The following is a 16442-nucleotide window of genomic DNA, read 5'->3' on the forward strand; positions in this document are numbered from 1 at the left end:
GGTCAGACGCGCTCGGCGCCGCGGCCCGACGCCAGCGGTGCCAGCGCCCCGGTGCGGGCGAGGGCCCGGGTCAGCGCCCAGCCGCCGAGCCCGGCGATGACGATCCCGGACACGACGGCGAAGGCCCCGTAGGCGACCTTCCAGCCGAGCACGAACTCCGGGTAGTAGAGGGTCGTGTCGAGGATGCCCACGACGACGCCGGCCCCGGCGCCGGCCTCGACCGCGGCGACCACGCCCCACTGGCGGTAGAGCAGCACGGCCAGCACGACCTCGGCGCCCAGGCCCTGCAGCAGGCCGTACCAGACGGTGGCGAAGCCCCACTGGTTGCCGACCAGCGCGGAGACCACGGCCGCGACCAGCTCCACGAAGAGCGCCGCGCCGGGCTTGCGGACCACGAGCCCGCCCACCACGCCGGCGCTCAGCCACACCCCGACCAGCAGCGCGGACGCCGGGGGGAAGAACGCCAGAGCGCCGGAGACCGGGGCCCAGCCGAGGTTCCACACGGTGAAGACCAGTCCCATGGCCACGCCGAGCACGGCGGCGACGACGATGTCGACCACGCGCCACGAGCGGCGCGGCGCGGTGCGCCAGCCCACCAGCGCCAGCAGGCCGAGCACGAGCGTGAGCACGCCGACCAGCGCGCCAGCGGTCGGGCCGCCGTCGGGGGAGGCGGCGACGCGCCACCACAGCAGGGCGGCCAGGACGACGACGGCGAGGCCGGCGGCGGCGGTGGGCAGGAGGCCGGCGCGGCGCGAGGGCGCGGGTCCGGCGGTGTGCAGGGACTTCTCGGCGGTGCTCATCGGGTGCCTCCCAGCTGGGTCGCGAGGAGGGGTGCCGGACCGGGCCGTCCGCGGGCGGACGGCTCGGAGCGGCAGAAAGCTCGACTCCCTACGCCGGTGCGAGCCGGATCAGGTTCGAGGGTCTGCGGTCACCCGCACTCTCAGCGCCTCCCGCGAGGTCGGCGCTCCCCTGTCGATCGGCGCAACCCTACGCCCTCCGCTGGACGGCTCCCAGCGCGCTTGGGAGGGTGGGGGCGTGGGAAACCTCGTGTGGACCGTGCTCGGCACGGGGAGCGGCCTGGCGGCGCAGTCGGCCGCGCGCTCCGTCATCAAGAAGCTCTGGGTGCTGGCCACCGGCAAGCAGCCCCCCGCCAACCCGCTGAGCCCTCAGGTGGCGCTGGCGGAGGCCGTGGGCTGGGCCGTCGTGTCCGGGGCCCTCGTGGGCGTGGTGCGCATGCTCGCCACCCGCCAGGCGGCGAAGTTCTACGAGAAGAGCGCGGGGCACCTGCCCAAGAAGCTGCAGGACGTCAGCGGCTGAGCGCCGCGGACCCGCGTGGACGGCTTGCTGAGGTCGCTGCGCGACCCCGGGGCTGGGCGCCCGTCGCTGCTGGCGCGCGCCGTCGCCGGGGTCGTCGTGCTGGGGATGCTGGGCGCCGCCGCGCCCGTCCTGGCACTGGTGGTCCGTCCTGTCCTGCGCTGGCTGGGCGAGGTGCTCCTGTGAGGGCGCCGGCGGCCGACCGCCGCTGAGCGGGGCGACGGCTCGGCCGTGGGGGTCAGGCCAGGGGGAAGCCGTCGGCGTCGACCACCACGCCGCCGACCTCCTGGGCGAGCGCGTCGGTGAGGGCCTCGATGACGGTGCCGGCGCGGGCCCTCGCGAGCCGCACGTCCGGAGCGGGCTGCTCGTGCTCGGCGGCGGCGGGGTCCTCGGGCCACCAGACGGCGCTGTAGGTGACCGCCGCGGCCGCCCAGGGCACCCCGTGCAGCACCGGCGGCGGCTCGGCGGCCCCCGCCACCTCCAGCTGCACCACCCCGCCGCCGGGCAGGGCGACCACGAGGGCGTAGGCGTCCAGCACGTCCGCGCTGGCGGCTGCTGCGGCGTCGCTGGCGTCCGCGGCGCGGTGCAGCGCCTCGCGCTCCCCGGGCGGCGGTGCGTCGTCCTCGGGGGTGGCCTCCAGGGCGAGCAGGGCCTCCGGCGGCAGGCCCTCCCACGCCGTCCCCTCCACCGCCAGCTCGGCCTCGGGCACGGCCCGGCGGGCCACCGCGAGCGCCTCCTCGGGCGCCACCCAGGTGGGGCTCAGGACGGTCCTGTCGACCCAGGACAGGGGGTCCGGGCGCAGCAGCGCCCAGCCCCGGCCGGAGGGCTGCGCCGCCACCCTCACGGCGCCCTCGAGCCGGCGCGCCAGGGCCAGGGCCAGGTCGAGCGCCCGGCGCTCGGCCAGGACGGGCAGGCCCTCATGGAAGGCGCGGTGCAGCCCCTCCCGGTCGGAGGTGCCGGGCAGCGGGGGCTCGCCGCGCTCCACGGGGCACTCGAGCACCCATGCGCAGCGCCACGGGTCGGGCACCGCCGACCCCGCGGCCGCGGCGGCGTCGAGCAGCAGCGGCCCGCGCAGCGTGGTCCAGCGGCCCAGCCGCCACGTGCCGCCGCCCACCGCGACGACGTCGGGGTGGCGCGCCCGCACGAGCGCCAGCACGACGGCCTCCGGCAGCTCCCCGGGCAGCAGGAGCAGGTGGTGCCCGGCCAGCGCGCGCCCGGCGTCGCGCCCGAGCACGAGGGAGGACACGGCGGGCGCCGGTCAGGCGCCGGCGGCGGGCGAGCCCGCGCTGACGTCCGTGAGGTGGAAGTTGAGGTAGGAGCGGGACGCCGTCGGTCCGCGCTGGCCCTGGTAGCGCGATCCGTAGCGGGCGCTGCCGTAGGGGTGCTCGGCCGGGCTCGACAGCCTGAAGAAGCAGAGCTGGCCGATCTTCATGCCGGGCCACAGCTTGATCGGCAGCGTGGCCACGTTGGCCAGCTCCAGCGTGATGTGCCCGGAGAAGCCCGGGTCGACGAAGCCCGCCGTGGAGTGGGTCACCAGACCCAGCCGCCCCGTGGAGCTCTTGCCCTCGACGCGCACCGCCAGGTCGTCGGGGACGGTGATCGCCTCGTAGGTCGAGGCGAGGACGAACTCCCCGGGGTGCAGGACGAAGGCCTCCCCGCGCTCCACCTCGACGAGCCGGGTGAGCTCCGGCTGCTCCTGGGAGGGGTCGATGACGGCGTACTTGTGGTTGTCGAAGAGGCGGAAGTAGCGGTCGAGGCGCACGTCGATGCTGGAGGGCTGCACCATCGCGGGGTCCCACGGCTCGAGCACGACACGACCGGCCTGGACCTCGGCGTGGAGGTCGCGGTCGGAGAGCAGCACCCGGACACGGTAGTGGGCCGCGACAGGGCTCCAGTCGCCGTCCCGACGCGCCGATGACACGGCCAGGGCACCGGACCGCCACCCCCGGATCCACTGGGAGAGGTGGTCGGGACGCCTCGGGCCCGCCATCATCGGTGCCGTCAGGTGCTGAGTCGATGGCGACCGCTCGCAGCGAGGTCCGGGTCCCAGCTGGGTCCCGGGGGACGGACGGGACGACGGGATGGGCGGCATGGACGTCGGGGAGGACACCCTCCAGAAGGCGCTGCGGATCAACCTGGACCCGCGCTGGTACGGGACGATCGCCGAGATCGGCGCCGGCCAGGAGGTCGCGCGGTGGTTCTTCCGCGCCGGTGGGGCCGCCGGCACCATCGCCAAGACCATGTCCGCGTACGACATGGCCGTCTCCGACGCCGTGTACGGACGCTCGGACCGCTACGTCTCCCTGGGCCGGCTCCAGGCGATGCTCGACCACGAGTACACGCTGAACGTCGAGCGCCTCTCCGAGGCCCGCGGCGACGACACCTGCTTCTTCGCCTTCGCCGACACCGTGGTGGCGCGCAGCTACCGCGGCGGCAACGAGTGCCACGGGTGGATGGGCGTGCGCTTCCAGGCCCACCCCGAGGACGAGCCCAACGAGATCGTCATCCACGTGCGGATGCTCGACGACGACGCCGCGCAGCAGCAGGAGGCCCTCGGCATCGTCGGGGTCAACCTCCTGCACGCCGCCTTCTTCGAGCGCGCCGAGCCCGACCAGGTCGTCTCCAGCCTGCTCGACCGCCTCAGCACGGGGCGGATCGAGGTCGACATGATCAAGTTCTCGGGCATCGAGTTCCGCAGCGTGGACAACCGCCTCATGGCCCTGCAGCTGGTCCACCTGGGCCTGTCCGGGGTGGCGATGTTCGGCGCCGACCGCGAGGTGCTCCAGCCCTCCGAGGCGCTGCGCAAGCGGCCCGTGCTCGTGGAGCGCGGCAGCTTCCGGCCGCCGACGCACGTCAACATCGACATGCTCGAGTGCGCCCGGCGCGAGTTCGCCAAGGACCCCGCCGTGGCCGGCAAGGAGGTCCTGGCCCTCACCGAGCTCACCATGAGCAACCTGCTGGCGGGCGGGTCCAAGGTGGACCGGCGCGACTTCCTGGCCCGCGCCGACCTGCTGTCGGCCACCGGCAGCACGGTGCTCATCTCCACCTTCGCCGACTACCACCGCCTGGCCGCCTACCTGCAGGCGCGCACGTCCGAGCGCATCGGCATGGTCATGGGGCTGCCCAGCCTGGAGGTGCTCTTCGACGAGAAGACGCACGCCCACCTGCCGGGCGGGCTGCTGGAGAGCTGGGGGCGGCTGCTCAAGAACGACCTCAAGCTCTTCGTCTACCCCAAGCGCGACCTCGAGACGGGCGAGGTCGTCACGGTGGAGGACGTGCAGGTGGGCGAGCAGCTGCAGCCGCTGTTCGACTACCTGTCGGGGCGCGGCAGCTTCGTGCACCTGGCCGACTTCAACCCCGACTACCTGTCCATCCTGTCCCGCGACGTGCTCAAGCGGATCGCGGCGCACGACGAGTCCTGGCAGGACATGGTGCCCACCGAGGTCGCGGAGCTCATCTGCAAGCGGTCGTTCTTCGGCTACAGGCGGGACGGCGTCTGAGGCCCGCGCCGGCGCTTGCTACCCTGGTGGCGGACGTTCCCCAGAGCGTCACGCGGACGTAGTTCAATGGTAGAACTTCAGCTTCCCAAGCTGATAGCGCGGGTTCGATTCCCGTCGTCCGCTCGTCAGCACCACGAAGGCCCCCGCTCGGTGAGCGGGGGCCTTCGCCGTCGTGGCGGGTGGCCGGCGGGTCAGATGTCGAAGTCGCCCCCGAAGTCGCCGCCGAAGTCGCCGCCGCCGTCGAAGCCCCCGCCGTCGAAGCCCCCGGAGCCCGCGTCGTCGTAGCCGCCGCCGTCGTACCCCTGGTCCCCGCCGTCAGCGGCCATGTCGGCCTGGGCGCCGTCCTCGAAGCCCTCGGCGTAGTCGTTCCCGTCGAAGGCGTCGAACATCGCGCCGGCCACGGCCGTGCCGATGAAGGCGCCCGCGACGCTGGCCAGCAGGCTGCCGCCGATGACGGCGCCCATGCCGGGACCGCGGCCGCCCGTCCCGCCGCCGGAGAAGCTGCGCTCGAGCGTGCCCGGCTGCCTCATCTCGGCGCGGGTGGCCATGCGGGCCAGGTCGCGCGGGTCGTCGGTGCGGGCCCGCTCGTGCGCGGGCACCTGGCTGCCGAGCTCGGCGAGGACCTGCCGGCGCTGCTGCGGCGTGAGCCGCGCGAAGGCCTCGGCGTGGGCCTGCTCGACCTGCTCGGGCGGCGCGGTGCGCAAGAGGTAGCGGTAGCGCTCCACCGCGCGCTCGTCCTCGCTCACCGGCGGCTGCTGCCGGCCGCCGGGCTGGCGGTGGCCGGGAGCCGGCGGGTAGGTCGTCGCGGGTCCGTACCCCGTCGCCGGGCGCCGGCCGGCGGAGCGGTCCTCGCGGCCGAGCAGGCGGTCCAGGAAGCCCATCGTGGTCACTCTCCTCGCGGGTGGTCGGGCGCACCGCCACGCTACGTGCGGGGCAGGCGGCCCGCCCGCCCGCGAGGCACCCGCGGGGTCAGGCCCCCGGCGGCACGCCGTCGTGGCGCTCGACGTAGGTGGTGCTCGCCGCGCGGGTGCGGCGCCGGCCCAGCGCCAGCACCAGGACGAGCGAGAGCGCGCCCGCGCCCATGCAGATCCAGCCGACGGCGGTGAGGTCGACCCCGCTCACGCCGTCGCGCACCGCGAACGCGAGGATCGCGCCGACGACCAGCAGGAAGATGCCCGTTCCGAGTCCCATGGGCTCGATGGTGGGGACGGCGCCGCGCACCGCGATCCGAGCCGGCCCCCCTCACCCGGACGGCCCTCCCCCGCACCGCAGCCGAGCGCCCGGTCGCCGTTCCAGCCCCCTCGGGAGCGCAGCCAGGCGCTCGGCTGCGGTCCAGGGCTCAGGTCCGGGAGGGGTCGTCCGGACCGCCCGGGCGGGCCCTGTCGCGGCTGGGCTGCACCCGCTTGGGCTCGCCCTCCTGCTTGGGGTGGTTGGGCGGGAACGGCATCTCGCCCTCGCCGGCCGCGGCGTCGCGCTCGGCCATCTCGAGCAGCGGGGTGAGGTCGTGGGCGACGTCGTCGAGGGCGCGCATCGGGTCGCCGCGGCGCGCCAGCAGGGCGGGGACCGTCGCCATCGTCAGGTCGTCCGGCTCGACGTCGGCCAGCTCCGCCCACGTCACCGGCGTGGACACGGTGGCCCGGGGCGTGCGCCGCACGGAGTACGCCGAGGCGATGGTGTGGTCGCGGGCGTTCTGGTTGTAGTCCACGAAGATCGCCTGCGTGCGCTGCTCCTTCCACCACGCGGTGGTGACGCGGCCGCCGGCGCGCCGCTCCACCTCGCGGGCGAGGGCGATGGCCGCCGTCCTGACCTGCTTGATCTCCCAGCGCGGCTCGATGCGCACGTAGACGTGCACGCCGCGGCCGCCGGAGGTCTTGGGGAACCCCGCGTACCCGAGCTCCTCGAGCAGGGGGTGGACGACGTCGAGCGCGACCGCGCGCGCCTCGGCGAAGCCGGTGCCGGGCTGGGGGTCGAGGTCGATGCGCAGCTCGTCGGGGTGCTCGACGGCGTCGGGGTCGGTGTCGGAGGCCCGCGTGGGCCAGGGGTGGAAGGTCACGGTGGACATCTGCGCCGCCCACACCACGGGCGCTGCGGCGTCGACGCGCATGGCGTCGGCGTGGCGCCCCGAGGGGAAGGTGACCCGGGTGGTGCGCACGTACGGCGGCGCGTGCGGAGGGACGCGCTTCTGGTAGACCTCCTCGCCGTCCACCCCGTCGGGGAAGCGCTGCACGTACGTCGGCCTGTCGAGCAGGGCGCGCACGAGGGGGCCGAGCTCGCCGTCCTCGCCGCGCTGCGCGACGGCGCGGTAGTAGTCCACGAGGTGCCGCTTGGTGCCGCCGCCCGCGCCCAGGGCGGGGAAGACGACCTTGTCGGGGCTGGTGAACCTCACGGCGACGCCGTCGACGTCGAGCTCTTCCGCCGCTGCCTTGGCTGCCACGCCTGCACTCTGCGCCGCCGGGCCGCCCCGCCGCACCCCTGACGCGCACTTTCCACCACACGTGCCCAACCCGCCCCCGCCCTTCTCGCGCTCTCCGAGGGGAGTGCGAGAAGGAGGGCCAGCGTTGGCGCACGTGCCGCGGGGAGCGCGGAGGGGCAGGGCGGGTCAGGGCAGGCCGAGCAGGCGCAGCAGCGCCGTGGCGGCGGTCGCGGCCAGCACCACCACGAGGAAGGGCGCCCTGCGCCAGACGAGCACGCCGGCGACGACGACGCCGAGCGGGCGCGCCCAGCCCGCGGCCTCGCGCCCGTCGAAGAGCGCCTGCGTGACCACCAGCCCGGCGAGCACGGCGACGGCGATCGCCGCGAGCAGCGCGTCGGTGCTCTCGGCCCTGGGCCCGCCGCGCAGCCGGGCGGCGAGCCACGGCCCGACCAGGCGCAGGGCGAGCGTCGCGACGGCGAGCACCCCCAGCGCCACCCAGTGCTGCGTCCCCCAGGTCACCGCCGCCCTCCGCGGGGAGCGGTGGTGCAGCCCGGGCGTCCCGCCAGCACGCCCAGCACCGCGGCGACGGCGGGCAGCCCCGCCGGCAGCACGGGCACGGCGGCCACCGCCACGACGGCTCCCGCCAGGGCGGTCCGCCGGTCGGCGGTGGTGCGCAGCGCGGGCGCCAGCAGCGCCAGCAGCACCGCGGGGAAGGCGGCGTCGAGCCCGAGGACGTCGGGGTCGACGCTGGCCAGCACGGTCCCCCCGAGCACGGCACCCGCGGCGACCCCGGCGTTCCACAGCACGAACAGCAGCCCGCCGGTGAGCCAGAACGCCGCCCGCCGCTCAGCCGGGTCGCTGCGCGGCAGGGTGAAGGCCGCCGACTCGTCGGTGAGCAGGTGCGCGGCCGCCAGGCGGCGCCAGCCCCGGCGGGGCACGACGTCGGCCACCCCCATTCCCAGCGGCACCAGGCGGGCGTTGAGCGCGACGCTGGTGACGGTGGCGACCAGCGGGGAGGTGCCGCCCGTGAGCAGGGCGACGAAGACGAACTGGCTGGCGCCGGCGAAGACGACCACGGACAGGAGCACCGGCACCCACAGCGGCACCCCGGAGGCGACCGCCACGGCGCCGAACGAGAGGCCGACCACGGCGTCCGCGGCGCAGACGAGGGCGACGTCGCGCAGGAGCCGGCGGTCGACGCCCCGCAGCCCCCGCTGGAGCCGGTCCACCGGTCCTTCCGTTCGGCATGACGAACACACGGTGCCAGGATGGGTGCATGGCACGCAGTTCGTCAAGGCGAACACCATGACCGACCAACCGAACAGGACGCCGGCGGCGACGGGCGCCCCGATCGCTGCCATCGCCGCTGCCCTGCGGCAGCACCGGCAGCGCTCGGGGCTGTCCATGGGGGACCTCGCCGCGCGCGCCGGCGTCGCCAAGTCGACGCTGTCGGCGCTGGAGTCGGGCTCGGCCAACCCCAGCGTGGAGACCCTGTGGTCGCTGGCCACCGCGCTCGGCGTGCCGTTCTCCGCCCTGGTCGACCCCCCGTCGCCCTCGGTGCGGGTGCTGCGCGCCGGCGAGGGGCCCACGCTGGCCTCCGAGAGCGCCCACTACCGCGCCACGCTGCTGGCCGCGAGCACGCCGGGCGTCAGCTTCGACGTGTACCGGATCACCGCTGAGCCCGGGCCCCCGCGCGACTCCGAGCCGCACGCCGCCGGCACCGTCGAGCACCTCGTCATCGCCTCGGGCCGCGCCCTGGCGGGCGTCCTGGACGACCCGGTGGAGCTGGGCCCCGGCGACTACGTCGCCTACCCGGGCGACCTGCCGCACACGTTCCACCCCCTGGAGCCGGGGACCACCGGGGTGATGGTCAGCCAGTACCGCTGAGCTGCTGGACCGCCGAGCTGCTACAGGGCGCCGACGGCCTGGGCGGCGAAGCGCAGCCCCACCGCGAGGACGACGGCGCCCGCCGCGCGCTCCAGCCAGCACCGCGCCCGCTCCACCAGGCGCGCCCTCACCGCCCGCAGCACCGCCACGAAGCCGGCCGTCCACAGCGCCAAGGCCGCGCACAGCCCGACCACCAGGGCCGGCAGGTCGGCCAGCCGGGTCGCGGCGACCAGGCCTCCGAACAGGAGCGAGGAGTCGAGCAGCGCCGAGGGGTTGAGCCAGGTCACCGCGAGCGCGCCCAGCACGAGGCGCCGCCGGCCCCAGCCCGCGGCGTCGCCCGCCGGCGCCGCCCCGACGAGGTGGCGCGGGCTCCGGCGCGGGCGGGTGCGCCACAGGATCTGCCCGCCCATGAGCAGGAGCACCGCCGCGCCGACGGCGAGGGCGGGCCCGCGCAGCCCGGGCGCCGCGGACAGCAGCCGCCCGGCCAGGGACGCGCCGGTGAGGGAGACCGACACGTCGAGCCCGACCACCAGGGCAGCGGCGCCCCACGCCCTGGCGGTCGGGAGCTGCAGCCCCACCTGCAGCAGGTAGGCGTTCTGCGGGCCGAGCGGGGCGGCGGAGGCCAGCCCGACGAGCAGGCCGAGCACGAGCGGGTCCACGGCGGGCTCCAGGGGGACGCAGGGAGGTGCTCGGTCGGCGACGAGGCTGGCCCCGCGGGGGCGACCGGCACCACGGGGCCAGCACCCGGGTGCAGCTCCGGACGGGCAGCGCCGGGCGCTGCGCGGGTCAGGCGCGGCGCGGGCGCACGAGCACGAGGACCACGGCGGCGACCGTCAGCAGGACCGTCACCGCGCCCCACACCACGAGCGCCGCGGGGACGCCACCGACGAAGAAGGCGGGGACGGCGGTGAGGGCCGAGAGGATCCGCGCCACCGCCGCCACCCGCGGCGCGGGCGTGCGCCACCGGCCGGCCCACGCGAGGGCGACACCGACGAGCGTGACGACGCCCATGGCGAAGGCGAACCACAGCACCTCCGCGGGCGGCCCGTTCTGCGCGCTGCTGCCGGAGGGCGGCTCGACGAGCAGGACGCCGCCGAGGTCGACCAGGGCCAGCAGGCCGGCCAGCGCCAGGCCGACGTGGTTGAGGGCACCCAGCGGGCGCGGCCTGCTGGCCCTGGTCACGGGAGGGGCACCGGAGCTGGTGGCGGGGTGGGTGGTCATGGCTCGTCCTCGTCGCGGGGGGGTGGGCGGGCTGCTGCCCGGCCGGCGTCCGGCCGGGTGCCTGACGAGGCTGGCCGACGGCGGGGTCCGCGGGCAGGGGGTGCGCCCCCACGCCGGCCAGGAACCCGCCCGGACGCCGCAGGAGCCAGACCCTGGTCCCGCGACCGCGGGGAGGCCATGCTCGGCGCCGTGACCGAGGACGCGGCGGCCCCGGGGCCCAGCGCGGCGGGTGCCCCGGCAGCGGTGCGCGTGCTCCTGGTGGACGACCACCCGGTCGTCCGCCGCGGCCTGCGGGCGCTGCTGTCCTCCCTGCCGGGCATCGAGGTCGCCGGTGAGGCCGCCAGCGGCGAGGACGCCGTCCGCGAGGCGCAGCTGCTGGCCGCCGACGTCGTCGTCATGGACGTCCAGCTGCCCGGCATGGACGGCGTCGCCGCCACCGCTCGGCTCACCGCCGCGGTGCCGGGGGCCGCCGTCCTCGTCCTGACGATGTTCGACGACGACGACACCGTGGTCGCCGCGCTGCGCGCCGGCGCCCGCGGCTACCTGCTCAAGGGCGCCGACGCCGACGAGATCGCCCGGGCGCTGCACGCCGTGCACGCCGGCCAGGTGGTCCTGGCCCCGGACGTCGCCGCCCGGCTCGTCCTGCGCCTGTCGGGGGCGCCCTCCCCGCCGCTGCGCCCCTTCCCCGAACTCACCGACCGCGAGCTGCAGGTGCTCGACGCGATCGCCTCCGGCCGCAGCAACAGCGCCATCGCCGCCGAGCTGGCCCTGGCGCCCAAGACGGTGGGCAACCACATCTCCTCGGTCTTCGCCAAGCTGCGGGTGGCCAGCCGCGCGGAGGCGATCGTCCTGGCCCGCGAGCACGGCCTGGGCGCCTCCCGGCCGGCCGACGGCTGAGCCGACGGGCCCCGCGGGTGAGCGCTGCGGTGGACCACCTGCCCGTGCTGGGCACCGCGGCGGCGTGCGCCGCCGCGGCCGCGCTCCTGCTGGCCGGACCGGGGGGCGCCCACGACGCCCCGGTCACCGACCGGCGGCGGGTCGCCGCAGCGCTGCTCGTCACCGCGGCCCTGTTCGCGGTGGCCGGTGCGGCCCGGCTGTCAGGGGCGGGTGGCGCAGCCGCGCAGCTGTCCAGGGCCGCGCTCGTCGTGGCCTGCTGCCTGGCCCTGCCGGCGGTCGTCGTGGTGGTCCCCCTGCGGTCCGGCCGGCGCGCGGACGCGCCCGCCGACAGGGGCTTCGCCGCGGTCGTGGCCGCGTGCGGCGCGGTGACCGCCACCGGAGTGCTCACCGGGTCGGTGCTGGGCGTGGTGGGCGGGGGCGCGCTGGTCGTGGCCCTCACGGCGCTCCTGTGGTGGCGCACCGAGCGCAGCAGCGAGGTGCAGCGCACGCGCTGGCTGTGGCTGGTGGCGGGCGCCGTCGGGCCGGCGCTCGTGGCGGTCCAGGTGCTGTTCGCCCTCGACGGGCCCCGCGACGCCCCCCTCGGAGCGTCGGCGGACGGCGGCTGGGAGGTGGTGGCGGCGCTGACCGTGCCGCTGGCGGGGGTGGCGGCCCTGGCGGCCCTCGTGGTCGGTCTGCGCGCCCCGCTGGTGGTGGACGTGCGGCACCTCATCGCCCAGCTGGCCGGGTACGCGGTCAGCGCCGAGGTGGCGCTGGCGCTCTTCTCGCTGGCGCAGGTCCTCGTGGAGGCGGCGACCGGGTCGCTCCCGGGCAAGGCCGGGACGGCCCTGCTCGCCGTCGGCGTCGCGGCCACCTTCCACCCCGTGAGCCTGCTGGTGCGGTGGCTCTTCGACGAGCTGCTCTTCGGCGGCCGGCGCGACCCCGTGGCGGTGATGAGCAACCTCGGCGTGCACCTGCGCGCGGCGAGCGACCCCACGGCGTGGGTGGCCTCCCTGCGCGCCGACCTGGGAGCGGCTCGGGTGGAGCTGTGGGACGCCGTCGAGCTGCTCGCCGCGGCCGGCCGGCGCCACGACCCGGACGGCGGCGGGCGGCCGGCGTCCGGCACGCCGGTGCGGGTGCCGCTGGCCGTCGGGGGGCAGCCCGTCGGGGCGCTCGTCGTCGTCGTCGACCTGCCCGACGAGCAGGCGGCCGGCCAGCTGCGGCGGCTGCTCGACCTGCTCGCCCCTCCCCTGGCCAGGGCGCTGCACGGCCTGGCGCTCAGCCGCCAGCTGGCCGTGGAGAGGTCCCAGGCCCTCGCGGCGCTGGAGGAGGAGCGGCGCCGGCTGCGGCGCGACCTGCACGACGGGCTCGGGCCGGTGCTCACGGGCATCGCCTACTCCGCGGACGCGGCGCGCAACCTCGTGCACGCCGACCCGGCGCGGGCCGACGGGCTGCTCGCGGACCTGCGCGAGGACGTGTCCGGGTCCATCGCCGAGGTCCGCAGGCTCGTGGTGGGGCTGCGGCCGCCCGCGCTGGACGAGCGCGGGCTCGTCGGCGCGGTGCGCCAGCAGGTGGCCCGGCTCGGGGCGGCGCACGCCGCCGCACTGCGGGTGGACGTCAGCGGCGAGGACCTGCCGCAGGCGCTGCCCGCGGCCGTGGAGGTGGCCGCCTACCGGGTGGCGGTGGAGGCGGTGACCAACGCCGCTCGCCACGCGCACGAGGCCCCCGACCGGGTGGGCGCCGGACTGCGCGTGCGAGTCCGCTTCACCGCCGAGGACGACGCGCTGGTCGTGGCGGTCGACGACGACGGCGCGCCGACGCCCGCGTGGGCGGCGGGCGTCGGCACGGCGTCGATGCGCGAGCGCTGCGAGCAGCTGCACGGCGCGCTGGAGGCCGGCCCGACGGACGGCGGCGGACGGGTCCGCGCGGTGCTGCCCCTCACGCCGGCGACGGCGTGAGCTGGCGGGCCGCGCGGCGCGCCGGGAGCACCAGGGCGACCCCCACGAGCGTGACCACCACCCCCGCCGCGATGGCCGCCTTGTAGCCGGCCGGGATGTCGGCGAAGAACGCCGGGACGGCGCTCAGGACGTTGAGGACCTGGCTGACCACGATGAGCCCGACGCCCAGGCGCACCCGGCCGCTGCGCCAGCGCCAGACGAGCACCACCCCGACGAGGGTGACGATGCCGAGCACCCCGGTGACGACGTTGATGACGACCGGAGCCGGTCCGGTGGTCGGCGAGACGAGGGTGGGAAGGCCCGAGAGCCCTGACAGGGCGTTGAGCACCAGACCGGTGACGAGGGCTGCTGACCGCTTCACGGGAGACCTCCGGAGGGGAGCGGGACGAGGTGGGCGCCGCCACGGTGGCGCCCTCGGTCGCGCCGGGTCTGCGGTGCGGCCACCTGACCCGCACCCCCGTGCTGGCCCCCTGTCCACGGGCGCTGCGCAGCCCTAGCGTTCCGCCGTGGCCACGGGTGAGCTGCACCTGGGAGCCCGGCCCGCGGCGTCGCTGGGGCCGGGCCTCGCCGGAGCGCTGGCGTGCGCGGCGGCGGCGCTGGCCTGCGTGGTCTGGAGCGCCCGCCTGGCCCTGCTCGAGCCCTCGCGCACCGAGCCGCTGGCCCTGGCGGCGGTGGACCTCGTGGGCCTGGCCTCGGTGGCCGTCGCGCTGCTCGTGGGCGTGCGGCGACCTCGCAGCCCCGTCGCGGTGCTCCTGGGCCTGCAGGGACTGGTGCCGTGCCTGGTCGGCGTCAGCGACACCTGGACGCTGCTGGTGACCGGGCCCTCGCCGGTGCTGGAGGCGACGCCCTGGGGCGCCGCGCTCGCAGAGGCCAGCTGGATGGCGTGGTTCGTGCCACCGGCGCTCCTGCTGCTCCTGTTCCCCTCCGGCCGCCTGCTCAGCCGCCGGTGGCTGCCGGTGGCGGTGGGCCTGGGCGCGGTCCCGCTCGCCCACCTCGCGGCGCTGCTCGTGGTGCCCGCCCCCGACAGCGTCTTCGCGGGCGTGCCGGCGCCCCTGCCCGTGGGGCCCGGTCCTGCCGCCGCGGCGGCCGCGGTGTGGACGGCGGCGCCCTTCGCGCTGCTGGGGCTGCTGTTCGCCTCCCTCGCCTCCGCGCTGCGCCGCTACCGGCGCAGCACCGGCGTGGCCCGCGCCCAGCTGACCTGGTTCCTCCTCGGCGCCACGCTCGTGCCGCTCACCCTGCTGCTGTGCTGGCTGTCCTACGTGGTCCTCGACGGGCCCGACCTCGTGGTGGTCGGGCTCGCCGGGATCGGCGTGGCGATCCCGGCGGCCACGGGGATCGCCGTCCTGCGGCACGACCTGTACGACGTGGACAGGGCGCTCGCGGCCACCACCACCTACGCCCTGCTGTCCGCCGTCCTGCTGGGCGTCTACACGCTCGCCGTCTTCGTGGGCGGGCTGTGGCTGGGGCGGGAGTCCCCGGTCCTGGCCGCCGCCACCACCGCGGTCTGCGCCGCGGTGCTCTCCCCGGTGCGCACGCGGCTGCGGCGGGTCGTCGACCGGCGGGTCGACCCCGTGCGCCAGCGCGTCCTGGGGGCCGTCGCGGCGCTGGAGGCGCAGGCCCACGCGGGGCTCGTCCGCCCGGAGCAGCTGCAGGCGGTGCTCAGCGAGGCGTTCAGCGCGCCGGTCCGCGTGGGCTACCGGCTCCCGGGCTCCGCCGCCGGAGACGGCCGCGTCGACGCCGACGGGCGCCCGCTCCCCCCGGCGGCGGCCCAGGAGCAGGCGGTGCCGGTGGAGGTGGCGGGCGAGGAGGTCGGCGTCCTGGTCGCCCCGGCGGGCGCCTCGCGCACCCTGCTGCGCGAGGCCGCGACGGCTGCCGCCCTCGTGGTGGAGGTGGTGCGGCTGCGCGTCGGGCTCACCGCCGCGCTGCGCGAGGTCGCCGAGAGCCGCGGCCGGCTGCTCGCCGCCTCCCTGGAGGAGCGCCGCCGCCTCGAGCAGGACCTCCACGACGGCGCCCAGCAGCGCCTGGTGGCCCTGGGCATGGCGCTGCGCCTGGCGCAGCGGCGCCTGGCCAGCGGCGCCCTCGACGTCATCGGTCCCGGGGCGTCGCCGGGCGGCCCGCTGGACGGGGTGCTCGACGGGGCCGTGCAGCAGCTGTCGACGGCGGTGGCCGAGCTGCGGCAGATCGCCCACGGGCTGCGCCCCTCCAGCCTCGACGACGGCCTGGGAGCGGCGCTGGGGTCGATGCTCGAGCGGGTGCCGGTGCCGGTGGACCTCCACCTGGACCTGCCCGAGGGCGGCGGCGGGGCGCCGCGCGGCGTGCCGGAGGCCGTCGCCACGACGGCCTACTTCGTGGCCAGCGAGGCCGTGGCCAACGCCGTCAAGCACTCCGGAGCAGACCGCATCGCCCTCGTCGCGGCCCGCGAGGAGGACGCGCTGGTGGTGCGGGTCGTCGACGACGGGCGCGGCGGCGCGTCCGTGGCGGCGGGGACGGGCCTGGCGGGCCTCGCCGACCGGGTGGCCGCCGCCGGCGGCGAGCTGCACCTGGCGAGCCCTCGCGGCGCGGGCACGGTCCTGGAGGTGCGGCTGCCGTGCGGATCGTGATCGGGGAGGACTCCCCGCTGTTCCGGGAGGGCCTGGCGGCGCTGCTCGAGGACGCCGGCCACGAGGTCGCGGCCAGGGCGGCCGACGCCCCTGCGCTGGTGGCGGCGGTCGAGCAGCACGCACCGGACCTCGCGGTCATCGACGTGCGGATGCCGCCCGACCTCACCGACGACGGCGCGCGCGCCGCCCGCGAGCTGCGCCGTCGCCACGCCTCGCTGGGCATCGTGCTGCTCTCGCAGCACGTGGAGGTGCGGCACTCGGTCGAGCTCGTCAGCTCGGGGCGCTTCGGCTACCTGCTCAAGGACCGCGCCCTGGACGTGGACGACTTCCTCGACGCACTGCGCCGCGTGGCCGCGGGCGGGTCCGCGCTCGACCCGGAGGTGGTGGGCCGCCTGCTCGGCGGCCGCGCGGGCGGCCCGGCCGGGGGGCTGGGGTCGCTGACCCCGCGCGAGCGCGACGTGCTGGCGCTCATGGCCGAGGGGCGCACCAACGCCGGCATCGCCCGGCGCCTGTGGCTGACGGAGAGGACGGTGGAGGGGCACGTCGCCTCGATCTTCACCCGGCTCGGGCTGGTCGCCACCGACGACGACCACCGGCGCGTGCTGGCCGTGCTCGCCCACCTCGGCCACGCCGCCCCCTGGCGCTGAACCCCCGTCCCCCTCCTCGCACCCTCCGC

The 16442-nt window shown here is 77.1% G+C and carries 19 protein-coding genes, 1 tRNA gene and 1 riboswitch; of the genes, 9 read left to right on the forward strand and 11 right to left on the reverse strand.

Annotated features, from left to right (window positions below; all coding sequences use genetic code 11):
- Nucleotides 1–2: 2 nt before the first annotated feature.
- A complete protein-coding gene (locus ACUN9U_RS04750; protein ID WP_445483779.1) occupies nt 3–800 on the reverse strand; it encodes an ECF transporter S component in 798 nt (265 codons plus the stop codon).
- 68 nt (nt 801–868) lie between these two features.
- A riboswitch (TPP riboswitch) is annotated at nt 869–981 on the reverse strand.
- A 54-nt stretch (nt 982–1035) separates the two neighbouring features.
- Here ACUN9U_RS04750 and ACUN9U_RS04755 point away from each other — a divergent pair.
- Nucleotides 1036–1317 (forward strand): DUF4235 domain-containing protein, encoded by a 282-nt coding sequence (locus ACUN9U_RS04755; RefSeq protein WP_139711091.1) that lies wholly within the window; start codon nt 1036–1038, stop codon nt 1315–1317.
- A 15-nt stretch (nt 1318–1332) separates the two neighbouring features.
- Nucleotides 1333–1500 (forward strand): hypothetical protein, encoded by a 168-nt coding sequence (locus ACUN9U_RS04760; protein ID WP_445483780.1) that lies wholly within the window; start codon nt 1333–1335, stop codon nt 1498–1500.
- A 52-nt stretch (nt 1501–1552) separates the two neighbouring features.
- Here ACUN9U_RS04760 and ACUN9U_RS04765 read toward each other — a convergent pair whose 3' ends face one another.
- Together ACUN9U_RS04765 and dcd are read right to left on the reverse strand one after the other, a co-directional pair.
- Nucleotides 1553–2560, reverse strand: coding sequence for a hypothetical protein (locus ACUN9U_RS04765; RefSeq protein WP_445483781.1), 1008 nt, complete (start codon nt 2558–2560; stop codon nt 1553–1555).
- Nucleotides 2561–2572: 12 nt separating this feature from the next.
- The gene (gene dcd / locus ACUN9U_RS04770; RefSeq protein WP_445483782.1) at nt 2573–3175 is read right to left on the reverse strand and encodes a dCTP deaminase; all 603 of its coding nucleotides are present in this window, start codon (nt 3173–3175) and stop codon (nt 2573–2575) included.
- Between the two features lie 229 nt (nt 3176–3404).
- Between dcd and ACUN9U_RS04775 the strand changes: the two genes are divergently transcribed.
- On the forward strand, nt 3405–4814 hold the full coding sequence (locus tag ACUN9U_RS04775) for a TonB-dependent receptor (RefSeq protein ID WP_445483783.1): 1410 nt from the start codon (nt 3405–3407) through the stop codon (nt 4812–4814).
- 52 nt (nt 4815–4866) lie between these two features.
- Nucleotides 4867–4937 (forward strand) — tRNA-Gly (locus ACUN9U_RS04780).
- A 68-nt stretch (nt 4938–5005) separates the two neighbouring features.
- Here the strand turns inward: ACUN9U_RS04780 and ACUN9U_RS04785 are convergent.
- The 5 genes from ACUN9U_RS04785 to ACUN9U_RS04805 all read right to left on the reverse strand — a co-directional run bounded on the left by ACUN9U_RS04785 (nt 5006) and on the right by ACUN9U_RS04805 (nt 8456).
- Nucleotides 5006–5695, reverse strand: coding sequence for a hypothetical protein (locus ACUN9U_RS04785; protein ID WP_445483784.1), 690 nt, complete (start codon nt 5693–5695; stop codon nt 5006–5008).
- An 88-nt stretch (nt 5696–5783) separates the two neighbouring features.
- Nucleotides 5784–6005 (reverse strand): DUF6458 family protein, encoded by a 222-nt coding sequence (locus ACUN9U_RS04790; RefSeq protein ID WP_445483785.1) that lies wholly within the window; start codon nt 6003–6005, stop codon nt 5784–5786.
- 148 nt (nt 6006–6153) lie between these two features.
- Nucleotides 6154–7248, reverse strand: a complete 1095-nt coding sequence (locus tag ACUN9U_RS04795; protein WP_445483786.1) for a DNA polymerase domain-containing protein — start codon at nt 7246–7248, stop codon at nt 6154–6156.
- 165 nt (nt 7249–7413) lie between these two features.
- Nucleotides 7414–7746: an AzlD domain-containing protein gene (locus ACUN9U_RS04800; protein WP_445483787.1), complete on the reverse strand. Its 333-nt coding sequence runs from the start codon at nt 7744–7746 to the stop codon at nt 7414–7416.
- Nucleotides 7743–8456 (reverse strand): AzlC family ABC transporter permease, encoded by a 714-nt coding sequence (locus ACUN9U_RS04805; RefSeq protein WP_445483788.1) that lies wholly within the window; start codon nt 8454–8456, stop codon nt 7743–7745. Before ACUN9U_RS04805 ends, ACUN9U_RS04800 begins: the two co-directional genes overlap by 4 nt.
- A 76-nt stretch (nt 8457–8532) precedes the next feature.
- Here ACUN9U_RS04805 and ACUN9U_RS04810 point away from each other — a divergent pair, with 76 nt between their 5' ends.
- Nucleotides 8533–9114, forward strand: coding sequence for a helix-turn-helix domain-containing protein (locus ACUN9U_RS04810; RefSeq protein WP_445483789.1), 582 nt, complete (start codon nt 8533–8535; stop codon nt 9112–9114).
- A 20-nt stretch (nt 9115–9134) separates the two neighbouring features.
- Here ACUN9U_RS04810 and ACUN9U_RS04815 read toward each other — a convergent pair whose 3' ends face one another.
- Together ACUN9U_RS04815 and ACUN9U_RS04820 are read right to left on the reverse strand one after the other, a co-directional pair.
- Nucleotides 9135–9773: a LysE family transporter gene (locus tag ACUN9U_RS04815; RefSeq protein ID WP_445483790.1), complete on the reverse strand. Its 639-nt coding sequence runs from the start codon at nt 9771–9773 to the stop codon at nt 9135–9137.
- Nucleotides 9774–9900: 127 nt separating this feature from the next.
- A complete protein-coding gene (locus ACUN9U_RS04820) occupies nt 9901–10335 on the reverse strand; it encodes a hypothetical protein (protein WP_445483791.1) in 435 nt (144 codons plus the stop codon).
- A 189-nt stretch (nt 10336–10524) separates the two neighbouring features.
- Here ACUN9U_RS04820 and ACUN9U_RS04825 point away from each other — a divergent pair, with 189 nt between their 5' ends.
- Nucleotides 10525–11232, forward strand: a complete 708-nt coding sequence (locus ACUN9U_RS04825; RefSeq protein WP_445483792.1) for a response regulator — start codon at nt 10525–10527, stop codon at nt 11230–11232.
- Nucleotides 11233–11249: 17 nt separating this feature from the next.
- On the forward strand, nt 11250–13166 hold the full coding sequence (locus ACUN9U_RS04830) for a sensor histidine kinase (RefSeq protein ID WP_445483793.1): 1917 nt from the start codon (nt 11250–11252) through the stop codon (nt 13164–13166).
- Here ACUN9U_RS04830 and ACUN9U_RS04835 read toward each other — a convergent pair.
- Nucleotides 13147–13527 (reverse strand): hypothetical protein, encoded by a 381-nt coding sequence (locus ACUN9U_RS04835; protein ID WP_445483794.1) that lies wholly within the window; start codon nt 13525–13527, stop codon nt 13147–13149. The genes ACUN9U_RS04830 and ACUN9U_RS04835 overlap by 20 nt on opposite strands.
- Nucleotides 13528–13672: 145 nt before the next feature.
- On the opposite strand from ACUN9U_RS04835, the gene ACUN9U_RS04840 reads away from it, so the two are divergent.
- Nucleotides 13673–15766, forward strand: a complete 2094-nt coding sequence (locus ACUN9U_RS04840; RefSeq protein ID WP_445483795.1) for a histidine kinase — start codon at nt 13673–13675, stop codon at nt 15764–15766.
- On the forward strand, nt 15754–16413 hold the full coding sequence (locus ACUN9U_RS04845; RefSeq protein WP_445483796.1) for a response regulator transcription factor: 660 nt from the start codon (nt 15754–15756) through the stop codon (nt 16411–16413). Before ACUN9U_RS04840 ends, ACUN9U_RS04845 begins: the two co-directional genes overlap by 13 nt.
- Nucleotides 16414–16442 lie beyond the last annotated feature (29 nt).

It is taken from the genome of Quadrisphaera sp. KR29, assembly GCF_052644995.1.